13 protein-coding genes, 22 tRNA genes and 3 rRNA genes are annotated in these 25,786 nt (G+C 41.9%); 33 read left to right on the top strand and 5 right to left on the bottom strand.

Annotation, left to right across the window (positions count from 1 at the left end):
• Positions 1-26 precede the first annotated feature (26 nt).
• From RCG25_RS06065 to RCG25_RS06080, 4 genes are all read right to left on the bottom strand, one after another.
• Positions 27-1,565 (bottom strand): solute symporter family protein, encoded by a 1,539-nt coding sequence (locus tag RCG25_RS06065; RefSeq protein WP_308082790.1) that lies wholly within the window; start codon positions 1,563-1,565, stop codon positions 27-29.
• Positions 1,565-1,891: a DUF485 domain-containing protein gene (locus RCG25_RS06070; RefSeq protein ID WP_308082791.1), complete on the bottom strand. Its 327-nt coding sequence runs from the start codon at positions 1,889-1,891 to the stop codon at positions 1,565-1,567. The genes RCG25_RS06065 and RCG25_RS06070 overlap by 1 nt, the downstream gene beginning before the upstream one ends.
• A 325-nt stretch (positions 1,892-2,216) precedes the next feature.
• A tRNA-Ala gene (locus RCG25_RS06075) sits at positions 2,217-2,289 on the bottom strand.
• An 89-nt stretch (positions 2,290-2,378) separates the two neighbouring features.
• Positions 2,379-3,065, bottom strand: coding sequence for an MgtC/SapB family protein (locus RCG25_RS06080; RefSeq protein ID WP_374121063.1), 687 nt, complete (start codon positions 3,063-3,065; stop codon positions 2,379-2,381).
• Between the two features lie 622 nt (positions 3,066-3,687).
• Here RCG25_RS06080 and RCG25_RS06085 point away from each other — a divergent pair.
• The 29 genes from RCG25_RS06085 (at position 3,688) to RCG25_RS06225 (ending at position 19,549) form a co-directional block, all read left to right on the top strand.
• Positions 3,688-5,224, top strand: a 16S ribosomal RNA gene (locus tag RCG25_RS06085).
• A gap of 203 nt (positions 5,225-5,427) precedes the next feature.
• A 23S ribosomal RNA gene (locus RCG25_RS06090) occupies positions 5,428-8,364 on the top strand.
• Between the two features lie 130 nt (positions 8,365-8,494).
• Positions 8,495-8,611, top strand: a 5S ribosomal RNA gene (gene rrf, locus RCG25_RS06095).
• The 16S, 23S and 5S rRNA genes sit together here with 21 tRNA genes alongside, the layout of an rRNA operon.
• Positions 8,612-8,619: 8 nt before the next feature.
• Positions 8,620-8,695 (top strand) — tRNA-Val (locus RCG25_RS06100).
• Positions 8,696-8,713: 18 nt separating this feature from the next.
• Positions 8,714-8,786 (top strand) — tRNA-Thr (locus tag RCG25_RS06105).
• An 8-nt stretch (positions 8,787-8,794) separates the two neighbouring features.
• Positions 8,795-8,870: transfer RNA gene (locus tag RCG25_RS06110), tRNA-Lys, on the top strand.
• A 14-nt stretch (positions 8,871-8,884) separates the two neighbouring features.
• Positions 8,885-8,969, top strand: a tRNA-Leu gene (locus tag RCG25_RS06115).
• 12 nt (positions 8,970-8,981) lie between these two features.
• Positions 8,982-9,056: transfer RNA gene (locus RCG25_RS06120), tRNA-Gly, on the top strand.
• Between the two features lie 5 nt (positions 9,057-9,061).
• A tRNA-Leu gene (locus RCG25_RS06125) sits at positions 9,062-9,150 on the top strand.
• A 22-nt stretch (positions 9,151-9,172) separates the two neighbouring features.
• Positions 9,173-9,246 (top strand) — tRNA-Arg (locus RCG25_RS06130).
• Positions 9,247-9,252: 6 nt separating this feature from the next.
• Positions 9,253-9,329 (top strand) — tRNA-Pro (locus RCG25_RS06135).
• Between the two features lie 16 nt (positions 9,330-9,345).
• Positions 9,346-9,418, top strand: a tRNA-Ala gene (locus RCG25_RS06140).
• Positions 9,419-9,439: 21 nt separating this feature from the next.
• Positions 9,440-9,516: transfer RNA gene (locus RCG25_RS06145), tRNA-Met, on the top strand.
• Between the two features lie 18 nt (positions 9,517-9,534).
• Positions 9,535-9,611 (top strand) — tRNA-Ile (locus tag RCG25_RS06150).
• 19 nt (positions 9,612-9,630) lie between these two features.
• Positions 9,631-9,723: transfer RNA gene (locus tag RCG25_RS06155), tRNA-Ser, on the top strand.
• 168 nt (positions 9,724-9,891) lie between these two features.
• Positions 9,892-9,965, top strand: a tRNA-Met gene (locus RCG25_RS06160).
• 3 nt (positions 9,966-9,968) lie between these two features.
• Positions 9,969-10,045, top strand: a tRNA-Asp gene (locus RCG25_RS06165).
• Between the two features lie 6 nt (positions 10,046-10,051).
• Positions 10,052-10,127: transfer RNA gene (locus RCG25_RS06170), tRNA-Phe, on the top strand.
• Between the two features lie 27 nt (positions 10,128-10,154).
• Positions 10,155-10,230: transfer RNA gene (locus RCG25_RS06175), tRNA-His, on the top strand.
• Between the two features lie 8 nt (positions 10,231-10,238).
• Positions 10,239-10,312, top strand: a tRNA-Gly gene (locus RCG25_RS06180).
• Between the two features lie 6 nt (positions 10,313-10,318).
• Positions 10,319-10,395 (top strand) — tRNA-Ile (locus RCG25_RS06185).
• An 8-nt stretch (positions 10,396-10,403) separates the two neighbouring features.
• Positions 10,404-10,478 (top strand) — tRNA-Asn (locus tag RCG25_RS06190).
• 3 nt (positions 10,479-10,481) lie between these two features.
• Positions 10,482-10,572: transfer RNA gene (locus RCG25_RS06195), tRNA-Ser, on the top strand.
• 15 nt (positions 10,573-10,587) lie between these two features.
• Positions 10,588-10,659: transfer RNA gene (locus RCG25_RS06200), tRNA-Glu, on the top strand.
• Between the two features lie 921 nt (positions 10,660-11,580).
• Entirely contained in the window at positions 11,581-13,530 is a 1,950-nt protein-coding gene (gene glgB, locus RCG25_RS06205; RefSeq protein ID WP_308082792.1) for a 1,4-alpha-glucan branching protein GlgB, read from the top strand.
• Positions 13,472-14,617, top strand: coding sequence for a glucose-1-phosphate adenylyltransferase (locus RCG25_RS06210; RefSeq protein WP_308082793.1), 1,146 nt, complete (start codon positions 13,472-13,474; stop codon positions 14,615-14,617). Before glgB ends, RCG25_RS06210 begins: the two co-directional genes overlap by 59 nt.
• A gap of 69 nt (positions 14,618-14,686) precedes the next feature.
• On the top strand, positions 14,687-15,718 hold the full coding sequence (locus RCG25_RS06215; RefSeq protein ID WP_308082794.1) for a GlgC family sugar phosphate nucleotidyltransferase: 1,032 nt from the start codon (positions 14,687-14,689) through the stop codon (positions 15,716-15,718).
• Positions 15,715-17,166 (top strand): glycogen synthase GlgA, encoded by a 1,452-nt coding sequence (gene glgA / locus RCG25_RS06220; protein ID WP_308082795.1) that lies wholly within the window; start codon positions 15,715-15,717, stop codon positions 17,164-17,166. Before RCG25_RS06215 ends, glgA begins: the two co-directional genes overlap by 4 nt.
• Entirely contained in the window at positions 17,156-19,549 is a 2,394-nt protein-coding gene (locus tag RCG25_RS06225; protein WP_308082796.1) for a glycogen/starch/alpha-glucan phosphorylase, read from the top strand. Before glgA ends, RCG25_RS06225 begins: the two co-directional genes overlap by 11 nt.
• 44 nt (positions 19,550-19,593) lie before the next feature.
• Here RCG25_RS06225 and RCG25_RS06230 read toward each other — a convergent pair whose 3' ends face one another.
• On the bottom strand, positions 19,594-20,529 hold the full coding sequence (locus tag RCG25_RS06230; RefSeq protein WP_308082797.1) for a 1,4-dihydroxy-2-naphthoate polyprenyltransferase: 936 nt from the start codon (positions 20,527-20,529) through the stop codon (positions 19,594-19,596).
• 352 nt (positions 20,530-20,881) lie between these two features.
• Between RCG25_RS06230 and RCG25_RS06235 the strand changes: the two genes are divergently transcribed.
• The 4 genes from RCG25_RS06235 to menB are packed head-to-tail and all read left to right on the top strand — an operon-like array spanning position 20,882 to position 25,674.
• Complete coding sequence (locus RCG25_RS06235) at positions 20,882-22,282, top strand: isochorismate synthase (protein WP_308082798.1); 1,401 nt, start codon at positions 20,882-20,884, stop codon at positions 22,280-22,282.
• A gap of 1 nt (position 22,283) precedes the next feature.
• Positions 22,284-24,032, top strand: a complete 1,749-nt coding sequence (gene menD, locus RCG25_RS06240) for a 2-succinyl-5-enolpyruvyl-6-hydroxy-3-cyclohexene-1-carboxylic-acid synthase (protein ID WP_308082799.1) — start codon at positions 22,284-22,286, stop codon at positions 24,030-24,032.
• Positions 24,032-24,838, top strand: a complete 807-nt coding sequence (menH, locus tag RCG25_RS06245; protein ID WP_308082800.1) for a 2-succinyl-6-hydroxy-2,4-cyclohexadiene-1-carboxylate synthase — start codon at positions 24,032-24,034, stop codon at positions 24,836-24,838. Before menD ends, menH begins: the two co-directional genes overlap by 1 nt.
• A gap of 17 nt (positions 24,839-24,855) precedes the next feature.
• Positions 24,856-25,674, top strand: a complete 819-nt coding sequence (gene menB, locus RCG25_RS06250) for a 1,4-dihydroxy-2-naphthoyl-CoA synthase (RefSeq protein ID WP_308082801.1) — start codon at positions 24,856-24,858, stop codon at positions 25,672-25,674.
• The last annotated feature ends 112 nt before the right edge of the window (positions 25,675-25,786 follow it).

A 25,786-nucleotide genomic window follows, 5' to 3' on the forward strand; every position in this document is an offset into this window, starting at 1 on the left:
GAAGAAATTTTCAGTCCCTTTCTTTGTTATATTCCTGCTTTTATACCTGTATTTGATTTAACTAATACTTCTTCATATTTCTTCATATCTGCCTTTTGGCTCGAGAAGATCGTTCCAAGATAACCTGCAAGGAAGCCAAGCGGAATTGAAAGGATTCCCGGTGTAGTATAAGGGAAGAGAGGGGTACCAACAAAAATAGCTTTTCCTACTTCAGGACTGAACACATTCGGACTAATAATTACCAGCCCAATTGCCGAAATCAGTCCAACCACCATTGCCCAGATTGCACCAGCTGTATTAAATCGCTTCCAGTAAATAGTGTAGATAATGACTGGAAGGTTTGCACTGGCTGCAACGGCAAAGGCGAGTGAAACTAAGAAAGCCACATTAAGTGTTTGAGCTCCTAAAGCAAGAATAATAGAAATGATAGAAACACCAATAGCAGCCCAACGTGCCATGCTAACTTGCTGTTTCTCTGTTGCTTTGCCCTTTTTCAGGATTTCATTGTAAAAATCATGGGCAAATGCAGATGCTGCTGTTAGAACGAGCCCAGCTACAACTGCTAGGATGGTAGCAAATGCTACGGCAGAGATGAAAGCAAACAACATATTGCCACCTAATGCCTGGGCCAAAAGCGGAGCAGCCATATTACCTGCAGGATTCGCGGCCACAATTTTACTTGTACCAACAAAGGCGGCTGCACCAAAGCCAAGGAAAATTGTCATAACATAAAAGATACCAATAATCCAAGTAGCGTAAACAACAGAACTGCGGGCAGTCTTTGCATCCTTAACGGTGAAAAAGCGGACTAATATATGAGGGAGACCGGCAGTACCGAGAACAAGTCCCATGTTTAAGGAAATTGTATCAAGCCCAATTTTATACTTCACACCAGGATTTAGGAATGCCTCCTTTAAAGGAGTGGCGGTTTTCATCTGAGCAAACATATCTGTAATACTGTAATTAAACTTAGCAAAAACAATAATAGAAATGACGAAGGTCCCACCCATTAATAGAACTGCTTTAATGATTTGCACCCAGCTTGTTGCGTGCATGCCTCCAAAAATAACATACACTGTCATTAACACACCAACAATTAATACAGAAGTTGTGTATTCTAAGCCTAATAATAATTTAATGAGTGCACCCGCTCCGACTAGTTGAGCGATCATATAAAAAATGGAAATTGTAACGGTGTTCATGGCAGCAAATCCACGTACTTTCTTCGCATCAAAGCGGGAGGCAATCATATCTGCAAAGGTATATTTTCCAAGGTTTCGCATGGGTTCGGCTACGATATACAGAACCACTAGGTAAGCAACAAGGAAACCAATACTATAAAAGAATCCATCAAAACCTGTTAAGGCTACTGCACCAGCTATCCCAAGAAAGGATGCGGCAGACATATAATCACCAGCAATGGCGAGTCCATTTTGCCAACCTGTCAACCCTCCACCAGCAGTATAAAATTCACTAGCATTCTTCGTCCGTTTCGAAGCGTAATAGGTAATGATTAAAGTGACAAAAACAATACAAAGAAACATCGTAAAAGCAGCTGTATTCATTAGCTTTTTCCTCCTTCTTCAACCACTTGAGCAGCTAACTCATCAAATCTTGCTGCCTTTTTCGAGTAGAGCATGCACAAAACCCATGTCATTACGAATTGTAAGAAAGCAAAAACCCATGCCCAAGTGATACTTCCAATAAACTTGTGGTTTAATACCGTGGTATAAGAAGTTAATATGGGCAATGCAAAATAAAAACAGAAAAAGAATATGGTAATGGGAATGATAAATTTTTTCTTTTCGGAGAGTAATGTCTGGAAAGATGCTGATTGAACAATGGCACTATAATCGCTTTCAGAATTAGCCTTTATTTGTTTTGCCTCCAATGGAAGCTCCCCCTCTCATAAAAAACCTTTGTGCTGAATCTGAGGTTAAAAGAAAAGACAATGCTGGTGGGTCAAATGGTGAAGAAACTCAAGCTGGAAAGAAGAACATGAGGAAATATCATATATTAGTTTTGAGTAGTTAATCCCCCTTGATTACAGATTTTTCTAAATTTTAAGATTATTATACACTCTTATTATAGTGAAAATACAATTAACAACGCAAGATGAATTTGTAAAAATAGGAAATTTCTATCATTTTTGAGAGGGGTGAAAAAGTAGGGTTACAAAATAAAAAAACCTTTGCTTCGCAAAGGTTTTTTGAATATGGAGACTATCGGGATCGAACCGACGACCTCTTGCATGCCATGCAAGCGCTCTCCCAGCTGAGCTAAGCCCCCTAATAATTTGGTACAAGGAAAATTATATCCGTATTACAAATAACTTGCAAGAGGAAATTTTGTAATTTTTTTCAATAGTAACAGGGCTATTAACTTATACTTTCTATTTCTACTTTTTGTACTCCTTCTATATTAGAGACTGATGCATACACTTCTGTAGTCTTATTACGATAATCTACTGCTAGTAATATCTGCACCAAATGATCTCCGTTATCTAAATCTTTAATTCTAAGTCGACGAATGATATATTTTTTTTCGAGGAGAAAGGTAATTGCTTTGTCGATTTGTGATTGGTCTCTTATAAAGAGTTGAAGCGTAATTTCTTTTTCACGTAATTGTTTCGGTCCAAATAGTTTCATTAAAAAAGGAATTAATTCAACACTTATAATAAGAAGAGCTACCCCTACAAATGCTTCTAAATAAAATCCGGCACCAACTGCAATGCCAATACCAGCTGCTCCCCATATCATAGCAGCAGTTGTTAAACCTGAAATACTGTCATTCCCTCTTCTTAAAATTACACCTGCCCCTAGAAAACCGATTCCAGAAACAATTTGCGCCGCCAAGCGAAGTGGGTCCATGGTGATCTTTACATCATCAGAATTAGGAAACATATATGCAGATTGAATAGATACAATGGTGAGCAAACAGCTTACTACAGATATAACAAGACTGGTTTTCAGTCCTACAGGTTTTCTTTTTAATTCACGTTCCATACCAATAATCAGGCCAAAAACTGCGGAAATACCCAGTTTAATTAGAACATCTATCTCCATACTGTTCATACTCATTCACGTCCTATTTATTAGTTAGTAGAATGTAAGCAGTTAATATAGAATGCGGTTACCTAAGAGGAACATACTTTGATTTTACACATAACGGAGTTTCTAAGGGAAGAACTAAAGCATTCCTAGGGGATACACGCGTCAAATGATTTGAAAGTATTTGAAGGTGTTCCTATTATTTTATCCTTCCCTCATACTGGTTATGACTTAATTTATTTACCCACAAATTAATATAAATAAGAAAGAAATTAACCAATAGTTTTTTTAAAGAGAAGATATAGGAAATGTTCAATAGTAATAATAAATAATTTTAATCCGAAAAACTTTTAAAATTATATTGCAATCATTTTTATAACATGTTATATTAAATCTCGTCCTCAGCGAGAGAGTTAAACAACAAAAGAAAGTGAAAAAAGTTGTTGACATTAAGTTGAGCGATATGATAAATTAAGGAAGTCGCTTTTGGACGGTACAAGCTTCTAAGCAAGAGTGAAGCACTTTCGATAGCGCAAATATTGTTCTTTGAAAACTAAACAAACAAAAACGTCAACAAACAAAAAATTATTAGTTTCTTATGAAACTAGGCCAACGTAACAAAATGAGCTAATCAACTTTCTTGGAGAGTTTGATCCTGGCTCAGGACGAACGCTGGCGGCGTGCCTAATACATGCAAGTCGAGCGAACCACTTCGGTGGTTAGCGGCGGACGGGTGAGTAACACGTGGGCAACCTGCCTGTAAGACTGGGATAACTTCGGGAAACCGGAGCTAATACCGGATAATCCTTTTTCTCTCATGAGGAAAAGCTGAAAGTCGGTTTCGGCTGACACTTACAGATGGGCCCGCGGCGCATTAGCTAGTTGGTGAGGTAACGGCTCACCAAGGCGACGATGCGTAGCCGACCTGAGAGGGTGATCGGCCACACTGGGACTGAGACACGGCCCAGACTCCTACGGGAGGCAGCAGTAGGGAATCTTCCACAATGGACGAAAGTCTGATGGAGCAACGCCGCGTGAGCGATGAAGGCCTTCGGGTCGTAAAGCTCTGTTGTTAGGGAAGAACAAGTATCGGAGTAACTGCCGGTACCTTGACGGTACCTAACCAGAAAGCCACGGCTAACTACGTGCCAGCAGCCGCGGTAATACGTAGGTGGCAAGCGTTGTCCGGAATTATTGGGCGTAAAGCGCGCGCAGGCGGTCCTTTAAGTCTGATGTGAAAGCCCACGGCTCAACCGTGGAGGGTCATTGGAAACTGGGGACTTGAGTGCAGAAGAGGAAAGCGGAATTCCACGTGTAGCGGTGAAATGCGTAGAGATGTGGAGGAACACCAGTGGCGAAGGCGGCTTTCTGGTCTGTAACTGACGCTGAGGCGCGAAAGCGTGGGGAGCAAACAGGATTAGATACCCTGGTAGTCCACGCCGTAAACGATGAGTGCTAAGTGTTAGGGGGTTTCCGCCCCTTAGTGCTGCAGCTAACGCATTAAGCACTCCGCCTGGGGAGTACGGCCGCAAGGCTGAAACTCAAAGGAATTGACGGGGGCCCGCACAAGCGGTGGAGCATGTGGTTTAATTCGAAGCAACGCGAAGAACCTTACCAGGTCTTGACATCCTCTGACACTCCTAGAGATAGGACGTTCCCCTTCGGGGGACAGAGTGACAGGTGGTGCATGGTTGTCGTCAGCTCGTGTCGTGAGATGTTGGGTTAAGTCCCGCAACGAGCGCAACCCTTGATCTTAGTTGCCAGCATTCAGTTGGGCACTCTAAGGTGACTGCCGGTGACAAACCGGAGGAAGGTGGGGATGACGTCAAATCATCATGCCCCTTATGACCTGGGCTACACACGTGCTACAATGGATGGTACAAAGGGCTGCAAGACCGCGAGGTTTAGCCAATCCCATAAAACCATTCTCAGTTCGGATTGTAGGCTGCAACTCGCCTACATGAAGCCGGAATCGCTAGTAATCGCGGATCAGCATGCCGCGGTGAATACGTTCCCGGGCCTTGTACACACCGCCCGTCACACCACGAGAGTTTGTAACACCCGAAGTCGGTGGGGTAACCGTAAGGAGCCAGCCGCCTAAGGTGGGACAGATGATTGGGGTGAAGTCGTAACAAGGTAGCCGTATCGGAAGGTGCGGCTGGATCACCTCCTTTCTAAGGATATAAGCTGGACATATGAGCCAGACAAAACATGTTTGTTTGATTGTTTCTTGTTTGTTTAGTTTTGAGAGTGCAATTTCTCTCAAAACATCGTTCTTTGAAAACTAGATAATCGTAATGAAGAAGTCAAGTAAATACATCGAGTAATCGCCATTTTAGTTTTCTCTCTTATTAAATTAAGAGAAACAAACCTTTTAGGTTAAGTTAGAAAGGGCGCACGGTGAATGCCTTGGCACTAGGAGCCGATGAAGGACGGGACTAACACCGATATGCTTCGGGGAGCTGTAAGTAAGCTTTGATCCGGAGATTTCCGAATGGGGGAACCCACTGTTCGTAATGGAACAGTATCTTTACCTGAATACATAGGGTATTGAAGGCATACCCGGGGAACTGAAACATCTAAGTACCCGGAGGAAGAGAAAGCAAACGCGATTCCCTGAGTAGCGGCGAGCGAAACGGGACATAGCCCAAACCAAGAGGCTTGCCTCTTGGGGTTGTAGGACACTCAACATGGAGTTACAAAGGAACGGGGTAGATGAAGCGGCCTGGAAAGGCCCGTCAGAGAAGGTAAAAACCCTGTAGTCGAAACTTCGTTCCCTCCTGAGTGGATCCTGAGTACGGCCGGACACGAGAAATCCGGTCGGAAGCAGGGAGGACCATCTCCCAAGGCTAAATACTCCCTAGTGACCGATAGTGAACCAGTACCGTGAGGGAAAGGTGAAAAGCACCCGGAAGGGGAGTGAAATAGTTCCTGAAACCGTGTGCCTACAAGTAGTTAGAGCCCGTTAATGGGTGATAGCGTGCCTTTTGTAGAATGAACCGGCGAGTTACGATCCCATGCAAGGTTAAGTTGAAGAGACGGAGCCGCAGCGAAAGCGAGTCTGAATAGGGCGATTGAGTATGTGGTCGTAGACCCGAAACCAGGTGATCTACCCATGTCCAGGGTGAAGTCCAGGTAACACTGGATGGAGGCCCGAACCCACGCACGTTGAAAAGTGCGGGGATGAGGTGTGGGTAGCGGAGAAATTCCAATCGAACTTGGAGATAGCTGGTTCTCTCCGAAATAGCTTTAGGGCTAGCCTCACGTAGTTAGAGTCTTGGAGGTAGAGCACTGTTTGGACTAGGGGCCCTCATCGGGTTACCGAATTCAGACAAACTCCGAATGCCAAAGACTTATCCGTGGGAGTCAGACTGCGAGTGATAAGATCCGTAGTCAAAAGGGAAACAGCCCAGACCACCAGCTAAGGTCCCAAAGTTTACGTTAAGTGGAAAAGGATGTGGAGTTGCTTAGACAACCAGGATGTTGGCTTAGAAGCAGCCACCATTTAAAGAGTGCGTAATAGCTCACTGGTCGAGTGACTCTGCGCCGAAAATGTACCGGGGCTAAACGTAACACCGAAGCTGTGGATTGACATCTTAGATGTCAGTGGTAGGAGAGCGTTCTAAGGGCGTTGAAGCTAGACCGTAAGGACTGGTGGAGCGCTTAGAAGTGAGAATGCCGGTATGAGTAGCGAAAGATGAGTGAGAATCTCATCCACCGTATGCCTAAGGTTTCCTGAGGAAGGCTCGTCCGCTCAGGGTTAGTCGGGACCTAAGCCGAGGCCGAAAGGCGTAGGCGATGGACAACAGGTTGATATTCCTGTACCACCTCTTTATCGTTTGAGTGATGGGGGACGCAGGAGGATAGGGTAAGCGCGCTGTTGGATATGCGCGTCTAAGCAGTTAGGCTGGAAAGTAGGAAAATCCGCTTTCCGTGAAGGCTGAGCTGTGATAGCGAGGGAAATTTAGTACCGAAGTTCCTGATTCCACACTGCCAAGAAAAGCCTCTAGCGAGATAAAAGGTGCCTGTACCGCAAACCGACACAGGTAGGCGAGGAGAGAATCCTAAGGTGAGCGAGAGAACTCTCGTTAAGGAACTCGGCAAAATGACCCCGTAACTTCGGGAGAAGGGGTGCTTTTTGAGGTGAATAGCCTCGAAGAGCCGCAGTGAATAGGCCCAGGCGACTGTTTAGCAAAAACACAGGTCTCTGCGAAGCCGCAAGGCGAAGTATAGGGGCTGACGCCTGCCCGGTGCTGGAAGGTTAAGAGGAGGGGTTAGCCTTAAAAGCGAAGCTCTGAATCGAAGCCCCAGTAAACGGCGGCCGTAACTATAACGGTCCTAAGGTAGCGAAATTCCTTGTCGGGTAAGTTCCGACCCGCACGAAAGGCGTAACGATCTGGGCACTGTCTCAACGAGAGACTCGGTGAAATTATAGTACCTGTGAAGATGCAGGTTACCCGCGACAGGACGGAAAGACCCCGTGGAGCTTTACTGTAGCCTGATATTGAATTTTGGTACAGCTTGTACAGGATAGGTAGGAGCCTGAGAAACCGGAGCGCTAGCTTCGGTGGAGGCGTCGGTGGGATACTACCCTGGCTGTATTGAAATTCTAACCCGCACCCCTTATCGGGGTGGGAGACAGTGTCAGGTGGGCAGTTTGACTGGGGCGGTCGCCTCCTAAAGAGTAACGGAGGCGCCCAAAGGTTCCCTCAGAATGGTTGGAAATCATTCGTAGAGTGTAAAGGCACAAGGGAGCTTGACTGCGAGACCTACAAGTCGAGCAGGGACGAAAGTCGGGCTTAGTGATCCGGTGGTTCCGCATGGAAGGGCCATCGCTCAACGGATAAAAGCTACCCCGGGGATAACAGGCTTATCTCCCCCAAGAGTCCACATCGACGGGGAGGTTTGGCACCTCGATGTCGGCTCATCGCATCCTGGGGCTGTAGTCGGTCCCAAGGGTTGGGCTGTTCGCCCATTAAAGCGGTACGCGAGCTGGGTTCAGAACGTCGTGAGACAGTTCGGTCCCTATCCGTCGTGGGCGCAGGAAATTTGAGAGGAGCTGTCCTTAGTACGAGAGGACCGGGATGGACGCACCGCTGGTGTACCAGTTGTCTTGCCAAAGGCATCGCTGGGTAGCTATGTGCGGACGGGATAAGTGCTGAAAGCATCTAAGCATGAAGCCCCCCTCAAGATGAGATTTCCCATAGCGTCAAGCTAGTAAGAACCCTGAAAGATGATCAGGTTGATAGGTCAGAGGTGGAAGCGTGGTAACATGTGGAGCTGACTGATACTAATCGTTCGAGGACTTAACCAATTTTTAAAGCGAACTCGTAGTTTACAAAAACTTCTTCTGCATTATCTAGTTTTGAGGGAATGAAAAAGTTAAAATTTCCTCTTGCAAAATATGAAAAAGACATTATAATAAAATAGTGTCGAATAAATGGTCTGGTAATTATGGCGAGAAGGTCACACCCGTTCCCATACCGAACACGGAAGTTAAGCTTCTCAGCGCCGATGGTAGTTGGGACGAAAGTCCCTGTGAGAGTAGGACATTGCCAGGCTGTAATATGGAGGATTAGCTCAGCTGGGAGAGCATCTGCCTTACAAGCAGAGGGTCGGCGGTTCGATCCCGTCATCCTCCACCATATTTATTTTATACCTATGCCGGGGTAGCTCAATTGGTAGAGCAACTGACTTGTAATCAGTAGGTTGGGGGTTCAAGTCCTCTCGCCGGCACCTTTTTCGAGCCATTAGCTCAGTTGGTAGAGCATCTGACTTTTAATCAGAGGGTCGAAGGTTCGAGTCCTTCATGGCTCACCATTTTAAATGAATATGCGGGTGTGGCGGAATTGGCAGACGCACCAGACTTAGGATCTGGCGCCGCAAGGCGTGGGGGTTCGACTCCCTTCACCCGCACCATTTAAATCATATGCGGAAGTAGTTCAGTGGTAGAACACCACCTTGCCAAGGTGGGGGTCGCGGGTTCGAATCCCGTCTTCCGCTCCAGATGTGCCGGGGTGGCGGAACTGGCAGACGCACAGGACTTAAAATCCTGCGGTAGGTGACTACCGTACCGGTTCGATTCCGGTCCTCGGCACCACTTAAGTTTATTAAACTAATATGCGCCCTTAGCTCAGCTGGATAGAGTGTTTGACTACGAATCAAAAGGTCGGGAGTTCGAATCTCTCAGGGCGCACTTTAACGGGAAGTAGCTCAGCTTGGTAGAGCACTTGGTTTGGGACCAAGGGGTCGCAGGTTCGAATCCTGTCTTCCCGACCATCCTTACTATAATTATGGGGCCTTAGCTCAGCTGGGAGAGCGCCTGCTTTGCACGCAGGAGGTCAGCGGTTCGATCCCGCTAGGCTCCACCTTAATTAAATTGTATATTTGGCGGTGTAGCTCAGCTGGCTAGAGCGTACGGTTCATACCCGTAAGGTCGGGGGTTCGATCCCCTCCGCCGCTACCAGATATATTTATAGATCTTGGACCTTTAGCTCAGCTGGTTAGAGCAGACGGCTCATAACCGTCCGGTCGTAGGTTCGAGTCCTACAAGGTCCACCATTAATTTAATCGTTAACACGGAGGAATACCCAAGTTTGGCTGAAGGGATCGGTCTTGAAAACCGACAGGCGGGTCATACCGCGCGGGGGTTCGAATCCCTCTTCCTCCTCCATATTATTTTTTAAAAACTTAATTTTTACCGTCGCGGGGTGGAGCACGTTCGAATATGCTTCTCGAGTTATCTACAGCGCAACGATTGAGCCGCTGCTTGAATAGACTTTCCGAAATCGGTGCGGTCTTAAAACATGGCTCATGCTCTAAATTAAATATTTTTTACCGTCGCGGGGTGGAGCAGTCTGGTAGCTCGTCGGGCTCATAACCCGAAGGTCGCAGGTTCAAATCCTGTCCCCGCAATATGGTCTGGTAGTTCAGTTGGTTAGAATGCCTGCCTGTCACGCAGGAGGTCGCGGGTTCGAGTCCCGTCCAGACCGCCATTTGTTGGCTCAGTAGCTCAGTCGGTAGAGCAAAGGACTGAAAATCCTTGTGTCGGCGGTTCGATTCCGTCCTGAGCCACCATTTTAATTTAATAGTGTTTTTATTGTGGCGATTGTGGCGAAGTGGTTAACGCACCTGATTGTGGTTCAGGCATTCGTGGGTTCGATTCCCATCAGTCGCCCCATTTATTTTGCGGGTGTAGTTTACTGGTAAAACCTCAGCCTTCCAAGCTGATGTAGTGGGTTCGATTCCCATCACCCGCTCCATATTATGGGCCTATAGCTCAGCTGGTTAGAGCGCACGCCTGATAAGCGTGAGGTCGATGGTTCGAGTCCATTTAGGCCCACCATATATTATTCCGCAGTAGCTCAGTGGTAGAGCTATCGGCTGTTAACCGATCGGTCGTAGGTTCGAGTCCTACCTGCGGAGCCATGTAGAGAAGTACCCAAGTGGCTCAAGGGGCGCCCCTGCTAAGGGTGTAGGTCGGGTAACCGGCGCGAGGGTTCGAATCCCTTCTTCTCTGCCATATAATTTAATTATCGGCCCCTTGGTCAAGCGGTTAAGACACCGCCCTTTCACGGCGGTAACACGGGTTCGAATCCCGTAGGGGTCATACAAAAAAACTGATGATACATTGTCATCAGTTTTTTTGTGTTCTTTTTTAGAAGAAGCTGGATTATGATTATTGATTGTTTAAGATGGATTTTTTACGGTAACGATTACAGCGTAGAAGACCATATGGGTAACGTATATGTCTCCTACGTGACCGAACATAACGTCAACCAGCCATATGGGTAACGTAGACCGTTCCTACGTGACCGAACACAGCGAAAAAAAATCATATGGGTAACGTAGACCGTTCCTACGTGACCGAACACAGCGAAAAAAAATCATATGGGTAACGTAGACCGTTCCTACGTGACCGAGCGCAGAGGAAAAAAATCATATGGGTCACGTAGACACCTTTACGTGACCGAACAAAGCCCAAAAAACCATTAGGGTAACGTAGACAACATGTCCATTACCAATTGCTACATTCTAGACATTATCGCACAACGTATAGATCCCCCAGATTTTACAAGAGCAGCTTTAAAAGTCCATCTTTCCATTTCGTGACTATTTCCTCACGCACTAGCTAAAAGGTCCCTTTAATCTATTTTAACAATCACTCACTTAATAACACGTAAAAATATTATAATAAAATAACAATTTAGTGGATTTTTATCCCGAATAAAAATTGTTAACGCTTACATAACACTGGATTTTCTGAAAATTCATTCCTTTAAAGTGATATAAATCAAATAATTTTTTTAAAGGTTTTTTATAAAAAAAATCAAAAAAACTTTAAAGATTCCTGTCGATTCACGATGGATTATTTGTCGTTTGGTGTTGAATATTGCTGAAAACTGCCTCTTTATAGCGGTTTTCAGCACCAATTGTCAGAAAAGATAAAAAAGTTTTTGAAGGCATATCACCCAATTGGAATTATAATTGGTCTTTGTAATACATATTTTCAATGGGGATGAGGATAGCCATGACAGTGAACACGTTATTTCCTACAGATTATCAGCTGCACTTATTTCATGAAGGAAACTTCTTTCAAAGTCATCAGCTCTTTGGCGCTCATATCTTCAAGAATTCCGATCAGGTATACACCCGCTTTTGCGTATGGGCCCCTAATGCCCATCAGGTAAGACTTGCAGGGGATTTTAACAACTGGAATGGTGAAGGGTATGAATTACAAAGGGTTAACAATGAAGGCGTTTGGATTCTAATCTTGAAGCAAGACATGACAGGAAGACTTTATAAGTATGAAATTTTCTCACAAACAGGAGAAAGACTGTTAAAGGCAGATCCATTCGCGTTTTATTCTGAAATAAGACCAATGACGGCTTCGATCGTTTATTCACTAAATAACTATAAGTGGCAAGATAATCATTGGATGAATCGTAGAGGAAAAAAGAACTTCCTATCTGAACCAGCCATCATTTATGAGGTCCATATGGGTTCCTGGAAGAAGAAAGCCAACAATGAATACTTAACTTATCAAGAACTAGCTTCAGAGCTAATACCATACGTTATAGAGCATGGCTTTACTCATATAGAGCTGTTGCCGATTGTCGAGCACCCGCTCGACGACTCTTGGGGTTATCAAGGTACAGGTTATTTCTCAGTCACTTCAAGGTATGGAACACCAGATGACTTTCGACATTTTGTAGACCAATGTCATCAACATGGTATTGGTGTCATTCTTGATTGGGTACCAGGACATTTTTGTAAAGATGCTCACGGACTTTATCGCTTTGATGGTACTCATATCTATTCTTATATGCATGAATGCGATAGAGAAAATCTTGTATGGGGTACAGCAAACTTTGACCTTGGTAAGGGAGAAGTACAAAGTTTCCTCATCTCAAATGCTCGGTATTGGATGGAATATTTCCATATTGATGGTTTCCGAATGGATGCGGTGGCAAATATCATTTATTGGCCGAATGCTTCAAACGGTAAGAGTGAGAATCCATTTGGAATAAATTTTTTAAAGAAATTAAATCAAGAAATTCATGAATACGATCCACATTTTTTAATGATCGGTGAGGATTCAACTGATTTTCCACAAGTTACAGCACCCGTTCATTATGGCGGTCTTGGATTTGATTACAAATGGAATATGGGTTGGATGAATGACATGCTGGAATATATGGAAACCCCTCCATATTCAAGGCAGCAGGCCCATTCAAAAGTCACTTTTTCACTTTTATATGCTTTTTCAGAAAACTTTATGCTCCCCTTTTCGCATGATGAAGTGGTTCATGGGAAGAAATCGTTACTAGATAAGATGCCAGGTGAATATTGGGAGAAATTTGCTCAATTAAGGCTTCTCCTCGGCTATATGTTTGCCCACCCAGGAAAAAAACTTTTATTTATGGGATTTGAATTTGGGCAGTTTGCCGAATGGAAAGATAAAGAACAACTTGATTGGCACTTAATGGACTATGACATGCACCGGAGCTTAAATGACTATGTCAAGGTGCTTACAAAGGTGTATAAGCGATCAAAAGCCCTTTATGAACTGGATCATCTACACGAAGGGTTTCAATGGATTGATGCGAATAACAGTCATCAATCAATCTTTTCCTTTATTCGAAAGGGTAAAAAAGAAGAGGATCATTTAATCATTATTTGCAACTTTACTGGTGCTAGATACCCGGTGTATAAAGTCGGTGTCCCTCTACCAGGAGAGTATCGAGAAATCTTTACTAGTGATCAAAAAGAATACGGTGGAACGGGAATGGTTAACAAAAAGACCATTTTCGCGTTAGAAGAACCATTCCATGGTCAAACATACTCAATTAACATCAGCATTCCCGCATTCGGTTTTCAAATAATTAGACCGGTTAAAAAACGGAAGGAGCGAAAAGGAAATGGCAAAGAAAAAGTGCGTAGCCATGTTATTAGCAGGAGGGAAAGGGAGCAGACTTAATTCACTAACAAAGGATTTAGCAAAGCCAGCGGTACCATTTGGTGGTAAATACCGAATTATAGATTTTACGCTAAGCAACTGTGCTAATTCTGGGATAGATACGGTCGGTGTTCTTACTCAATACCAACCCTTGCTGTTAAATTCTTATATTGGAATTGGCAGTGCATGGGACCTCGATCGTAAAGATGGCGGAGTTACTGTTTTACCACCCTACAGTGAGTCTTCAGAAGTAAAGTGGTATACAGGTACTGCAAGTGCCATCTATCAAAACTTAAATTATTTGAAGCAATATCAGCCGGAATATGTATTAATCCTCTCCGGGGACCACATCTACAAAATGAACTATGAAAGTATGCTTGATTATCATATTCAAAAAAGGGCAGATGTAACGATTTCCTTAATCGAGGTGCCTTGGGTCGAAGCAAGTCGATTTGGCATCATGAATACAACCGAGGATATGAGAATAGTAGAGTTTGAGGAAAAACCAGCGAATCCAAAGAACAATCTTGCTTCCATGGGTGTTTATATTTTCAGCTGGAATGTCCTAAAGGAATTTTTAGAAATGGACGAACGAAATCCTGATTCAAGCCATGATTTTGGTAAAGATGTCATTCCGATGCTATTAGAGGAAAATAAGAAATTATTTGCTTATCCATTTAAAGGGTATTGGAAGGACGTTGGAACAGTTCAAAGTCTTTGGGAAGCAAACATGGATTTGTTAGGAGAGGATTGTGACCTAGATTTATTTGATCATGACTGGAGAATATACTCTGTCAATCCGAACCAACCTCCACAATATATATCACCAAATGCAGTGGTTAAGGAATCACTAATCAACGAGGGATGTACGATTGAAGGTGAAATCGAGCAATCTGTATTATTCCAAGGGGTGACGGTGGGAAGCGGCTCTATTATTAAAGAGTCTGTTATTATGCCAGATGCCACAATCGGAAATAATTGCTTGATTGAAAAAGCGATTGTTCCATGCGATGTTCATGTACCAGACGGAACAGTGATTCGTTCTTTTGATGGTGAGATTGTTTTAGTTACGAACGAAATGATAAGCGGACTGTATCCTGCTTTTTAATTAATTTCAAGGGGCTAAGTAGCCCCCTTGAAAAAGCGTTTCCCATTTTATTAATTGGAGGGTTTCGGAGTGAAAAGAAAGCTTTTAGGCGTCATTGATGCCACTACTTACCATGAGGATTTAGAAGATTTATTAACCCACCGCTCACTAGCTGCACTACCTTTTGCAGGCAGATACCGAATTATAGATTTTGTGTTATCAAATATGGTAAATTCAGGGATCCGAAGTGTAGCCATTTTTCCAAAAATGCAATATCGCTCGCTTATGGATCATCTTGGTTCAGGGAAAAACTGGGACCTAAATCGAAAGCGGGATGGACTTTTCTTTTTCCCGTCTCCGATTGTTGATAATGATGGAAATAAAATTGGATCCTTTGAGCATTTTGCCGCGAATTTGGACTTCTTTTATCGAAGCACCCAAGAATATGCAATTATTTCTAATTGTTATACCGTTTTCAACATGACCTTTCATTCTGTTCTTAATTGGCATAGTGAAAATGGATGTGATATCACTGAAATCCATCATAAAGACGGCCGTCCAATGGAGATGTATTTAATTAAGACCTCTTTGTTAATAAAGCTAATTGAAACAAGAAATGAAACAGGATATACGTGTATGAAGGATGTAGTAAATGATCTACATAATGACTACACAATCTGCCGCTATAATTATGAGGGTCATGCGGTAATGATTGATTCCATTGAAAACTACTTTTCAACTAGCATGAACCTGTTGCAGCCTGATATATGGAAAAAACTCTTTATCAAAGAACAGCCGATTATTACAAAGGTAAAGGATGAACCTCCGACCAAATATGTAAAAGGCTCAGAAGTGAAAAACGCAATGATTGCAAATGGCTGTTTAATTAAGGGTCATGTTGAAAATAGTATCATTTCACGTGGAGTTAAGATCGGTAAAGGGGCAGTGATTAAGAACTGTATTATCATGCAGAAATGCCATATAGAAGATAATTGTTATCTAGATTCAGTTATTCTAGATAAAGATGTGAGAGTAGAGGCAGGAACCCACTTAGTCGGAACTGCTCTTTCCCCATATGTGATTCGAAAAGGGACGAAACAAGGAGCGTTGATGAACTCGTGAAAGTATTATTTGCTGTTTCGGAGTGTGGTCCATTTGCGAAATCTGGAGGTCTAGCAGATGTTGCTGGTTCACTTCCTAAAGAACTAAAAAATTTAGGAACAGATGTAAGAGTAATATTACCTAAGTATGGAACCATTTCTGAAGAGTATAAAATGGAAATGAAAAAGATAAAAGAATTTACTGTTCCTGTTGGCTGGAGAAATCAATATTGTGGCGTTGAAGAGCTTACTCATCAAGGTGTTACCTATTATTTTGTAGATAATGAATACTATTTTAAGCGGGAAAACCTCTATGGCTATTATGATGATGGCGAGAGATTTGCCTATTTTAATCGGGCGGTACTTGAAACCATCGCTCAATTGAATTTCTTCCCAGATGTCATGCATTGTCATGATTGGCATACAGCGATGATTCCTTTTCTATTAAGAACTGAATATTACAAGAGAAAAGGGTACGGTCTTATTAAAACGATGTTTACGATTCATAATCTTCAATTTCAGGGTATATTTCCTAAAGAGGTGCTTGGTGATTTACTTGGACTCGACTATCAAGTCTTTCGTCCAAACAGCTTAGAGTTTTTTGGCAATGTTAACTTTATGAAGGGTGCACTGGTTGCAGCAGATAAAATCACCACTGTAAGCCCGACTTATAAAGAGGAGATTCAAACGCCAGTCTTTGGTGAAAAACTGGATGGACTTCTAAGGGAGAGAAATGAAGATCTCCTAGGTATTCTAAATGGAATAGACGAGGACTTTTACAATCCAGCGAAAGATGAAATGATTTACCAAACCTATACAGCGAATACTCACCAAAAAAAATCAATAAATAAGAGTGAGATTCAAAAACGGTTTGACCTGCCACAAAGCTCAAGAACTCCTTTACTCGTAATGATTTCAAGGCTAACGAAGCAAAAGGGACTTGATTTAGTGAAATGTGTGCTGCGTGATCTTTTACAAGAAGATATCCAAATCATCTTTCTTGGCACTGGGGATTACGAATACGAAGAACATTTGAGACAGGTTGCCCGTATTTATCCTGAAAAATTAAAAGTTCATATTGGTTTTAATGAAGAGCTTGCCCATAAGTTGTATGCAGCCGCAGACTTATTTTTAATGCCATCCTTGTTTGAACCATGCGGACTCGGCCAGTTGATTGCTATGAAATATGGCGCAGTACCAATTGTCCGTGAAACGGGGGGCTTAAACGATACAGTCCATGCCTGGAATGAATTTACTGGTGAAGGAAATGGATTCTCTTTTAAAAACTTTAATGCACATGACATGCTCTATACTATTCAAAGAGCGATTAGCTTTTTTCATGACCGTGATGTATGGGAAACCATTGTCACACAAGCAATGAAAATGGATTATAGCTGGGCACAGTCCGCATTCCGATATAACCAGCTCTACGCGGAGCTCATCTCAAGGAGTGAAACCCATGTTTTCTAGTACAACTGAGTTTAAGAAGACCTTTTTAAAGAGGCTTGAGATGCTGTGTGGGAAGAGTTTCTCAGATAGCTCGAATAGAGACCACTATCAAACACTAGGGAATATGATTCGTGAATATGTGAGTAATGACTGGATTGCAACAAACGAACGGTACCTTGCTGCCCCAGGTAAGCAGGTATATTATCTTTCCATTGAATATTTATTAGGAAAGCTACTAAGGCAAAATTTAATCAATCTAGGGATCGAAGAAACTGTCCAAGAAGGTCTGCAAGAACTGGAAATCGACCTGGGAGAGTTAGAAGAATTAGAAGCAGATGCGGGTCTAGGAAACGGCGGCTTAGGTAGATTAGCCGCCTGCTTTTTAGACTCCTTAGCATCCCTTAACCTTCCGGGGCATGGTCACGGAATTCGGTATAAACATGGGTTATTTGAACAAAAAATTGTGGATGGCTATCAAGTGGAATTGCCTGAGCAATGGTTGCGGAGCGGTAATGTTTGGGAAATTAGGAAAGTAGACTATGCTGTAAAAATTCCATTTTGGGGTAAGGTGGAAGCCAAAATGGAAAATGGACGTCTGGTCTTTCAACATCTAAATGCGGAAACCGTTACAGCTGTGCCTCATGATATGCCTGTCATAGGATATAAGTCAAATACCATTAATACTTTAAGGCTTTGGAATGCGGAACCCTCGCAATTTCCTTTTCATAAGGATATTTTAAAATATAAGCGAGAAACCGAATTGATTTCTGAGTTTTTATATCCGGACGATACGCATGATGACGGGAAAATTTTAAGATTAAAACAGCAATATTTTCTCGTTTCAGCTAGTATCCAATCCATTATTAAAAGCTACAGAAAACAACATACGAGCTTACATCAACTACATGAACATATTTGTATTCATATCAATGATACTCACCCAGTACTTGCTATTCCAGAGTTAATGAGAATCCTCATTGATGAAGAAGGATTTGACTGGGAACAGGCATGGGAAATCACTCAAAATACGATCTCATATACCAATCATACAACCTTATCAGAAGCCTTGGAAAAATGGCCAATCCATATTTTTCAGCCCTTACTACCTAGGATTTATATGATTATTGAAGAAATTAATGAACGGTTCTGCAGGGAATTATGGAATCAAACGCCAGGTGATTGGGAGCGAATCAGGGGACTTGCAATCCTTGCAGATGATTTTGTGAAAATGGCTCATTTAGCTATTGTCGGAAGCTTTAGTGTCAATGGTGTGGCAAAGCTGCATACGGAGATTTTAAAGCAGCGGGAGATGAATCAGTTCTATCAGCTATATCCTGAAAAGTTTAATAACAAGACAAACGGAATTGCACACCGCCGCTGGCTCCTCAAAGCCAACCCGAAATTATCAACCCTTATCACTGAGTCAATTGGGGAATCCTGGACTTATTCAGGAACAGAACTCTCCAGCTTACTTAATTTTCAACATGATACCGCATTTTTAGAGCAGCTCCTTAAAATTAAAAATGAAAATAAGCAGGTACTGGCAGATATTATCCTTGATAAAACGGGAGTTGCTGTGGATACACAGGCAATTTTCGATGTTCAAGTAAAACGACTTCATGCCTACAAGCGTCAATTGTTAAATGTGTTACATATTATGCACCTTTATAATAAGGTTAGAGAGGATTCCAGTTTTTCGCTTGTACCAAGAGTATTTATTTTTGGAGCAAAAGCATCTCCGGGGTATTATTATGCAAAGAAAATTATCAAATTAATTAATACGGTGGCTGAAAAAATAAATAATGACCCAAAAGTGAATGACCGCTTGAAAGTCATTTTCCTTGAGAATTATCGTGTTTCTTTAGCTGAAAAAATCTTTCCTGCTGCAGATGTAAGTGAACAGATCTCAACAGCAAGCAAAGAAGCGTCAGGTACGGGAAATATGAAATTTATGATCAATGGTGCATTAACGGTAGGGACATTAGATGGTGCAAATATTGAAATAAAGGAATTAGTGGGCGACTCAAATATTTTTACATTTGGTCTAAGTGCAGAAGAAGTTCTCCATTATTATCAACATGGAGGATACCAATCCGTTGACTATTATCACCATGATGTTAGAATTCGCCAGGCAGTCGATCAACTGGTAAACGGATTTTTTCCTGGAGTCTACAACGAATTTGAGCCTATTTTTGATTCATTACTTGAGGAAAACGATCAATATTTTGTCTTGAAGGATTTTGCTTCCTACGCTGATATTCAGCGTTCTGTTGGAGAAGCGTTTATTGATCCTTTAAGATGGCAAAGAATGAGTTTAACGAACATTGCTCATGCAGGTTATTTTTCGAGTGACCGAACCATTCGAGAGTACGCGGATGGTATATGGGGAATTAAATCAATTTAACAAAAAAGCTTCTGCTAAAATGGCAGAAGCTTTCTTTGTTTTATTTAAATATAATGTCCGATAAAAATCCCAATCGCTAATAAAAATCCAAAAATTGTATTGGTTTGGGCAGTTGCCTTCATTGCTGGTGCCATTTGAATTGGCAGCGTACCTTCGATAAAGCCTTTGATTGCTTTGATTGCCTTCGGTGCACTCAGTATAACAACTGCTGTCCAAATTGGTGCTTCATTGCTAATGATAAGCCCCAGAATCCAAAGGTAAGAAAAGATAAACATGACAGCTAATAAGCGGATGGCTTTCTTTTTTCCAATAAGAATGGCTAATGTTTTACGGCCATTTTCTTTATCCCCATCAAGGTCACGTATGTTATTTGAAAAATTAATCGCGCCAACCAACACTAATATTGGGATGGAAATAAGGATACTTGTCTTGGAAACAGTCCCTGTTTGGATAAAGAAAGTAATTAGAATAATTAACATTCCCATGAAAAATCCTGAAAATAATTCACCAAATGGTGTGTAAGCTATCGGTAATGGACCACCGCTATATAGATAGCCAACTGCCATACAAATGAGGCCGACTGCTGCCAGCCACCAGCTGCTGTTCAAACAAATATACACTCCTAATAAAAGGGCTATTCCATATAAGCTTAAAGCAATTTGCATAACTGTCTTTGGCTTAATTCCGTCACGGACAATAGATCCGCCAATTCCAACTGAATGTTCATTATCAAGGCCGCGTTTAAAATCAAAGTACTCATTAAACATATTCGTAGCTGCTTGAATTAATAAACTAGCAATTAACATGGCTAAAAATAGCCCAAAGTGAATGTTGCCTAACTTTAATGCAAGTGCAGTACCTAGTAAAACCGGTACGAAAGCAGCAGTTAATGTATGCGGACGGGTCATTTGCCACCAAACTTGAATGCCGCGATTTGATTCTACGACAGGTTTCGAATTCTGCTTTATATTTGGCTGCATATTATTCTCTCCCTTTTCTAAATTTATTCTCTATATGAAGTTCAATTAGTAGTGTTGTATGGGTTTATGTCCAAAACTAAGTGTATGGAATTCCAGTAATAGTGTCAATTAATTTTTGCTATCAAAACTAGAAGATAATACCTGTTCGACTATTATTAGTTGGTTCGTGGGACAATGAAAGTAATGATAAATCCGTTTTCACCCAAAAGGTGACAATTTGATATATAATAAGGAATGAAGGCAGTTTTAGTAGTGACAAGTAATATTGACTTCTTTACAATGGGAATAGTATCTTATATAAAGCTTAAAATGAATGGATAACAGTCATTTCGGCTGTTTTGGAGGGATTTGTTTGGTTACCATTCAAGAAACGGAAATAATGGAAAGGGGTCTTTCGGCTGTTAATCGTGCGAAAGAACTCGGTCGACCGATTTTAATAAGTGAAGTTCATCAAATGGACATGATTCACCCACTACAATTTTTTAATGCTGGAAAAGACCGCTACCAAGGGGAACGTTTTTTCTGGAAGGATCCTACAAATGAGGTCATACTTATTGGACTTGGGATTTCTAAACAAATTCAGTCGGATCAGGCTACTGACCGCTTTTTTCTTGTTGAGAAGGAGTGGAAAAACTTCTTAAAGGATAGCCTTATTTATAACGACTTTAACGAGATCGGTACAGGTCCTGTTATGTTCGGTGGTTTTTCATTTGACCCTTATAAAGAAAAAACCGAGCTCTGGTCTAAATTTGCGGATTCCTTATTTCATATTCCTAAATACTTATTAAGTATTGTTGATGGAAAGGCCTTTTTAACGATTAACACAATTTGTACACCACATGATGACTTGTCTTTATTCAACAAGATTCTTGAAGAAAGAAATCAACTATTACATTCTTTAGAACGGAAATCTAAACCACTATCTAGTGCATTAGTTGAAAAAAGAGAGATACTACCTAAAAAATGGAAAAGCACTGTTGATGGAGTTGTGAATGAGTTAACAAATGGTCCGTTAAAAAAGGTTGTTCTTGCTCGTGAATTGAGACTTGTTTTTAACGACTTAGTAGAGGCTGAGGTTGTACTGAATAATTTGTACAACCAGCAGCATGAAAGCTTTATTTTTGCTTTTGAGTCGAATGGGGATTGCTTTATCGGTGCTTCACCAGAGAGGCTTGTTAAAAAACAAGGGACAGAAGTGTACTCTACATGTCTTGCTGGTTCTATTTCAAGGGGTAAGACCGAAGAGGAAGATCGAATTTTAGGTGACACCTTATTAAACGATCAGAAGAACTTAATCGAGCATAGTTATGTGGTGGAAATGATTAAGGAAGCCCTAGAAGAATCATGTGAAGAAATCATTCTTCCAGCTAAGCCGCAGTTAATGAAGATTAGAGATATTCAACACTTGTACACACCAGTAATTGGAAAATGTAATTTTGCTGCTTCCTTATTGTTATTAGTTGAACGGCTTCATCCTACTCCTGCACTCGGAGGGTTACCGAAAGAGGCGGCAGTTGAAAAAATTAGACAGGTGGAGGATTTAGACCGTGGTTTTTATGCTGCTCCGTTAGGCTGGGTTGATTATAGGCAGAATGGTGAATTTGCAGTTTCGATACGTTCTGGGCTAATCCAGGGTAAAGAGGCTTCGTTGTTTGCTGGATGTGGTGTGGTTGCAGACTCGAATGCAGAAAGTGAATATTTGGAGACGAGTTTGAAGTTTAGACCCATGCTTCGAGCTCTTGGAGGACAATAATATGAATCATCAAGAAGCTTTAACCGCATATATTGCTGCCTTTGTTGCAGAACTATTTTCTTCAGGGATAACAGATGTTGTTGTAAGCCCGGGCTCAAGGTCTACCCCCATGGCGATGGTGATGGCGGAACACCCTGATTTAAAGGTTCATATCCATGTGGATGAGCGATCAGCGGCTTTTTTTGCCTTAGGAATAGCAAAAGCAACAAACAGACCGGTAGCCATTCTTTGTACCTCAGGCACTGCTGCAGCTAATTATTTTCCAGCTATTGTTGAGGCTCGCTACTCTAGGGTGCCTTTAATTGTGCTGACTGCAGATAGACCTCATGAGTTAAGGGAAGTGGGTGCCCCACAGGCAATTGACCAAATTCATTTATATGGAAAACATGTTAAGTGGTTTGCGGAAATGGCCTTACCAGAGAATAGTGACGAAATGATTCGTTACGCCCGGACAGTCTGTGCTCGCGCCACGGCTATAGCAACAGGGGCACCATCTGGACCAGTCCATTTGAATTTTCCATTTAGGGAACCGCTTATCCCTAAGTTGGATGAAAATCTGTTCCAATTAACAGAACGGCCAAAAGGATATGTGAAGGTTCATAATGGCGAATTAACTATAGATGATGAGTATTTTAAAGAAATGGCAGAAAAGTTAATGGGAAAAGAGAGAGGCATCATTGTTTGTGGGAATCTCGAAGACACAAATTTTGCTGATGCTGTGACCAAACTTTCCACCTCGTTAAACTTTCCAATATTGGCAGACCCGTTATCTCAATTAAGAAGCGGGGAACATAGTCATGAAAACATAATTGAAACGTACGATACGTTTTTACGAAATGAAGATGCCAAAACCTTTCTGAAGCCGGAAGTCGTGATTCGATTCGGGGCAATGCCGATCTCGAAAGCATTAACGATTTTCTTAAAAGAAAATCATGAAGCGGAGCAATATGTAATCGATGGTGGTGGAGGCTGGCGTGACCCTGCATCGTTATCTACTGAAATGATTTTTTGTAATGAAACATTATTTTGTGAGAAGTTGCTTAGCTTTAATGAAAGCAAAGTGTCTTCTTCATTTTTAGAAGAATGGCGTAAGGTTAACGAGCTGACGAAATCGAATATGACCCAAATACGAGATATCACAGAATTAAGTGAGGGGCGTCTGTTTTACCAATTAGCAGATTTATTGCCGGAAGGTTCAACTCTTTTTGTTGGGAATAGCATGCCGATTCGCGACTTAGATAGTTTCTTTCATAATAATGGTAAATCCATTAAAATCATGGCTAACAGAGGTGCTAACGGAATCGATGGTACTGTGTCCACAGCATTAGGAGCTGCCTTGTATGCTGATTCATTATATCTCGTGTTAGGAGATTTAACCTTTTTCCATGATTTAAATGGTCTTATTGCAGCAAAACTTTACAATATTAATATCCATATTATCCTAGTGAACAATAATGGGGGCGGAATTTTTTCATTCCTTCCACAGTCAGAACACCCCAAGAATTTTGAACTATTGTTTGGTACACCGTTAAACATAGAATTTGAGCACGCCGTTCGCATGTTTAATGGAAACTTTTCAAAAATCCAGAATTGGGATCAGTTTGAATTGGAAATGAAAAAATCAGTTCACCAGTTTGGTATTAATGTATACGAGGTGGCAACGAACAGAGAAAAAAATCGTGATGAGCACCGCGGAATTTGGCGTTCTGTTTCCCAGGAAATATCAGAATTTGTCAAAGGAGCTCGTTAATGAATGTAGTGGTGGAAGGGCTTACCTATCATGTCGATGTTTATGGGAATGGGTTTCCTTTAGTTTGTTTACATGGATTTACGGGAGATGTAACAACCTGGACTCCTTTTCTTGAGGATTGGTGTAAGCGTTCTAAGTTAATCCTTCCTGACATTATTGGACATGGGAAAACGGAGTCCCCTGAAGAAATAGAGCGGTATTATATAGAATCTGCTGCTCATGACTTAAACAAGCTCCTCGAACATCTTGAGGTGCACCAAGTAGATCTGCTTGGATATTCAATGGGTGGCAGACTTGCCCTTACCTTTGCTATACTCTTTCCTGAAAGAGTTCGTAAGTTGATTTTAGAAAGTGCCTCTCCAGGACTATTAACAGAGACTGAAAGAGAACTTCGCCGAATGAAAGATGCTGAACTTGCAAATTTTATAAAAGACCGTGGAATTCAAGCATTTGTCGATTACTGGGAGGAGATTCCCTTATTTTCGACCATGAAGAGCTTGCCTAAGTCAATCAATGAATCCATAAGAGGCCAACGTTTAAACAATTCTCCCATAGGGCTTGCGAATAGCTTGTTAGGCATGGGCACAGGGTCACAGCCTTCTTGGTGGGGAAGGTTGAACGAACTAGAAATGGATGTCCTGCTGCTTACTGGTAAAAAAGATACTAAGTTTTGTTTACTAGCGGAAAAAATGGTCAAAGAGTTAAAAAACGGAACATGGATGACTTTTGAAAACAGTGGACATGCAATTCATGTGGAAGAAAAAGAAAAGTTTGGTACAATAGTAAGTGACTTTCTTAATACATAATAAAGGAGGATATCATTTTGACAGTAGAATGGATTGCAGGACGTAAATATGATGAGATTTTATATGAAACATATAACGGGATTGCAAAAATTACAATTAACCGTCCGCACGTACATAATGCGTTTACACCGAAAACCGTATCGGAATTAATCGATGCATTTGCGTTTGCACGTGATGATTCAAGTATTGGGGTTATTGTATTAACTGGTGCTGGTGATAAGGCATTCTGTTCTGGAGGAGACCAATCGGTCCGTGGACATGGCGGATATGTGGGAGAAGACCAAATTCCACGCTTAAATGTTCTTGATCTTCAACGCTTAATTCGAGTGATTCCTAAGCCAGTCATTGCGATGGTTAAGGGATATGCAATTGGTGGAGGACATGTTCTTCATGTGGTATGTGATTTAACGATTGCCGCTGATAATGCTAGATTTGGACAAACTGGTCCTAAAGTGGGTAGCTTTGATGCTGGTTATGGATCAGGTTATCTTGCAAGAATTATCGGACATAAGAAGGCCCGTGAAATATGGTACTTATGCCGTCAATACAATGCACAAGAAGCCCTCGATATGGGACTTGTAAATACAGTAGTTCCGCTTGAGAAAGTCGAAGAAGAAACCATTCAATGGTGTAATGAAATTCTTGAGAAGAGTCCAACTGCGCTTCGTTTCTTGAAGGCAGCAATGAACGCTGATACTGACGGCTTAGCCGGTCTACAGCAGTTCGCTGGTGACGCAACATTACTTTACTATACAACGGATGAAGCAAAAGAAGGCCGTGATTCCTTTAAGGAAAAACGTAAACCTGATTTCGGCCAATTCCCACGTTTTCCTTGATCAAAAATTGCTTACAGCTTGATGGTTCCCCATCAGGCTGTTTTTAATAGAAGGCTGTGTTAAAAAACATTGTTGATTTTTATACTCTGTTGATTGGAGCGGAAGGCTCGAA

It is taken from the genome of Neobacillus sp. PS2-9, assembly GCF_030915525.1.
In the GTDB taxonomy this organism is placed as follows: domain Bacteria; phylum Bacillota; class Bacilli; order Bacillales; family Cytobacillaceae; genus Neobacillus.

Bases quoted from the DNA above. Each gene is read 5' to 3' on its own strand.
- menD (WP_308082799.1), top strand. From the start codon at position 22,284: ATGAATCATCAAGAAGCTTTAACCGCATATATTGCTGCCTTTGTTGCA.
- RCG25_RS06230 (WP_308082797.1), bottom strand. From the start codon at position 20,529: ATGCAGCCAAATATAAAGCAGAATTCGAAACCTGTCGTAGAATCAAAT.
- RCG25_RS06210 (WP_308082793.1), top strand. From the start codon at position 13,472: ATGGCAAAGAAAAAGTGCGTAGCCATGTTATTAGCAGGAGGGAAAGGG.
- RCG25_RS06225 (WP_308082796.1), top strand. From the start codon at position 17,156: ATGTTTTCTAGTACAACTGAGTTTAAGAAGACCTTTTTAAAGAGGCTT.
- RCG25_RS06080 (WP_374121063.1), bottom strand. From the start codon at position 3,065: ATGGAGATAGATGTTCTAATTAAACTGGGTATTTCCGCAGTTTTTGGC.
- menH (WP_308082800.1), top strand. From the start codon at position 24,032: ATGAATGTAGTGGTGGAAGGGCTTACCTATCATGTCGATGTTTATGGG.
- glgB (WP_308082792.1), top strand. From the start codon at position 11,581: ATGACAGTGAACACGTTATTTCCTACAGATTATCAGCTGCACTTATTT.
- RCG25_RS06065 (WP_308082790.1), bottom strand. From the start codon at position 1,565: ATGAATACAGCTGCTTTTACGATGTTTCTTTGTATTGTTTTTGTCACT.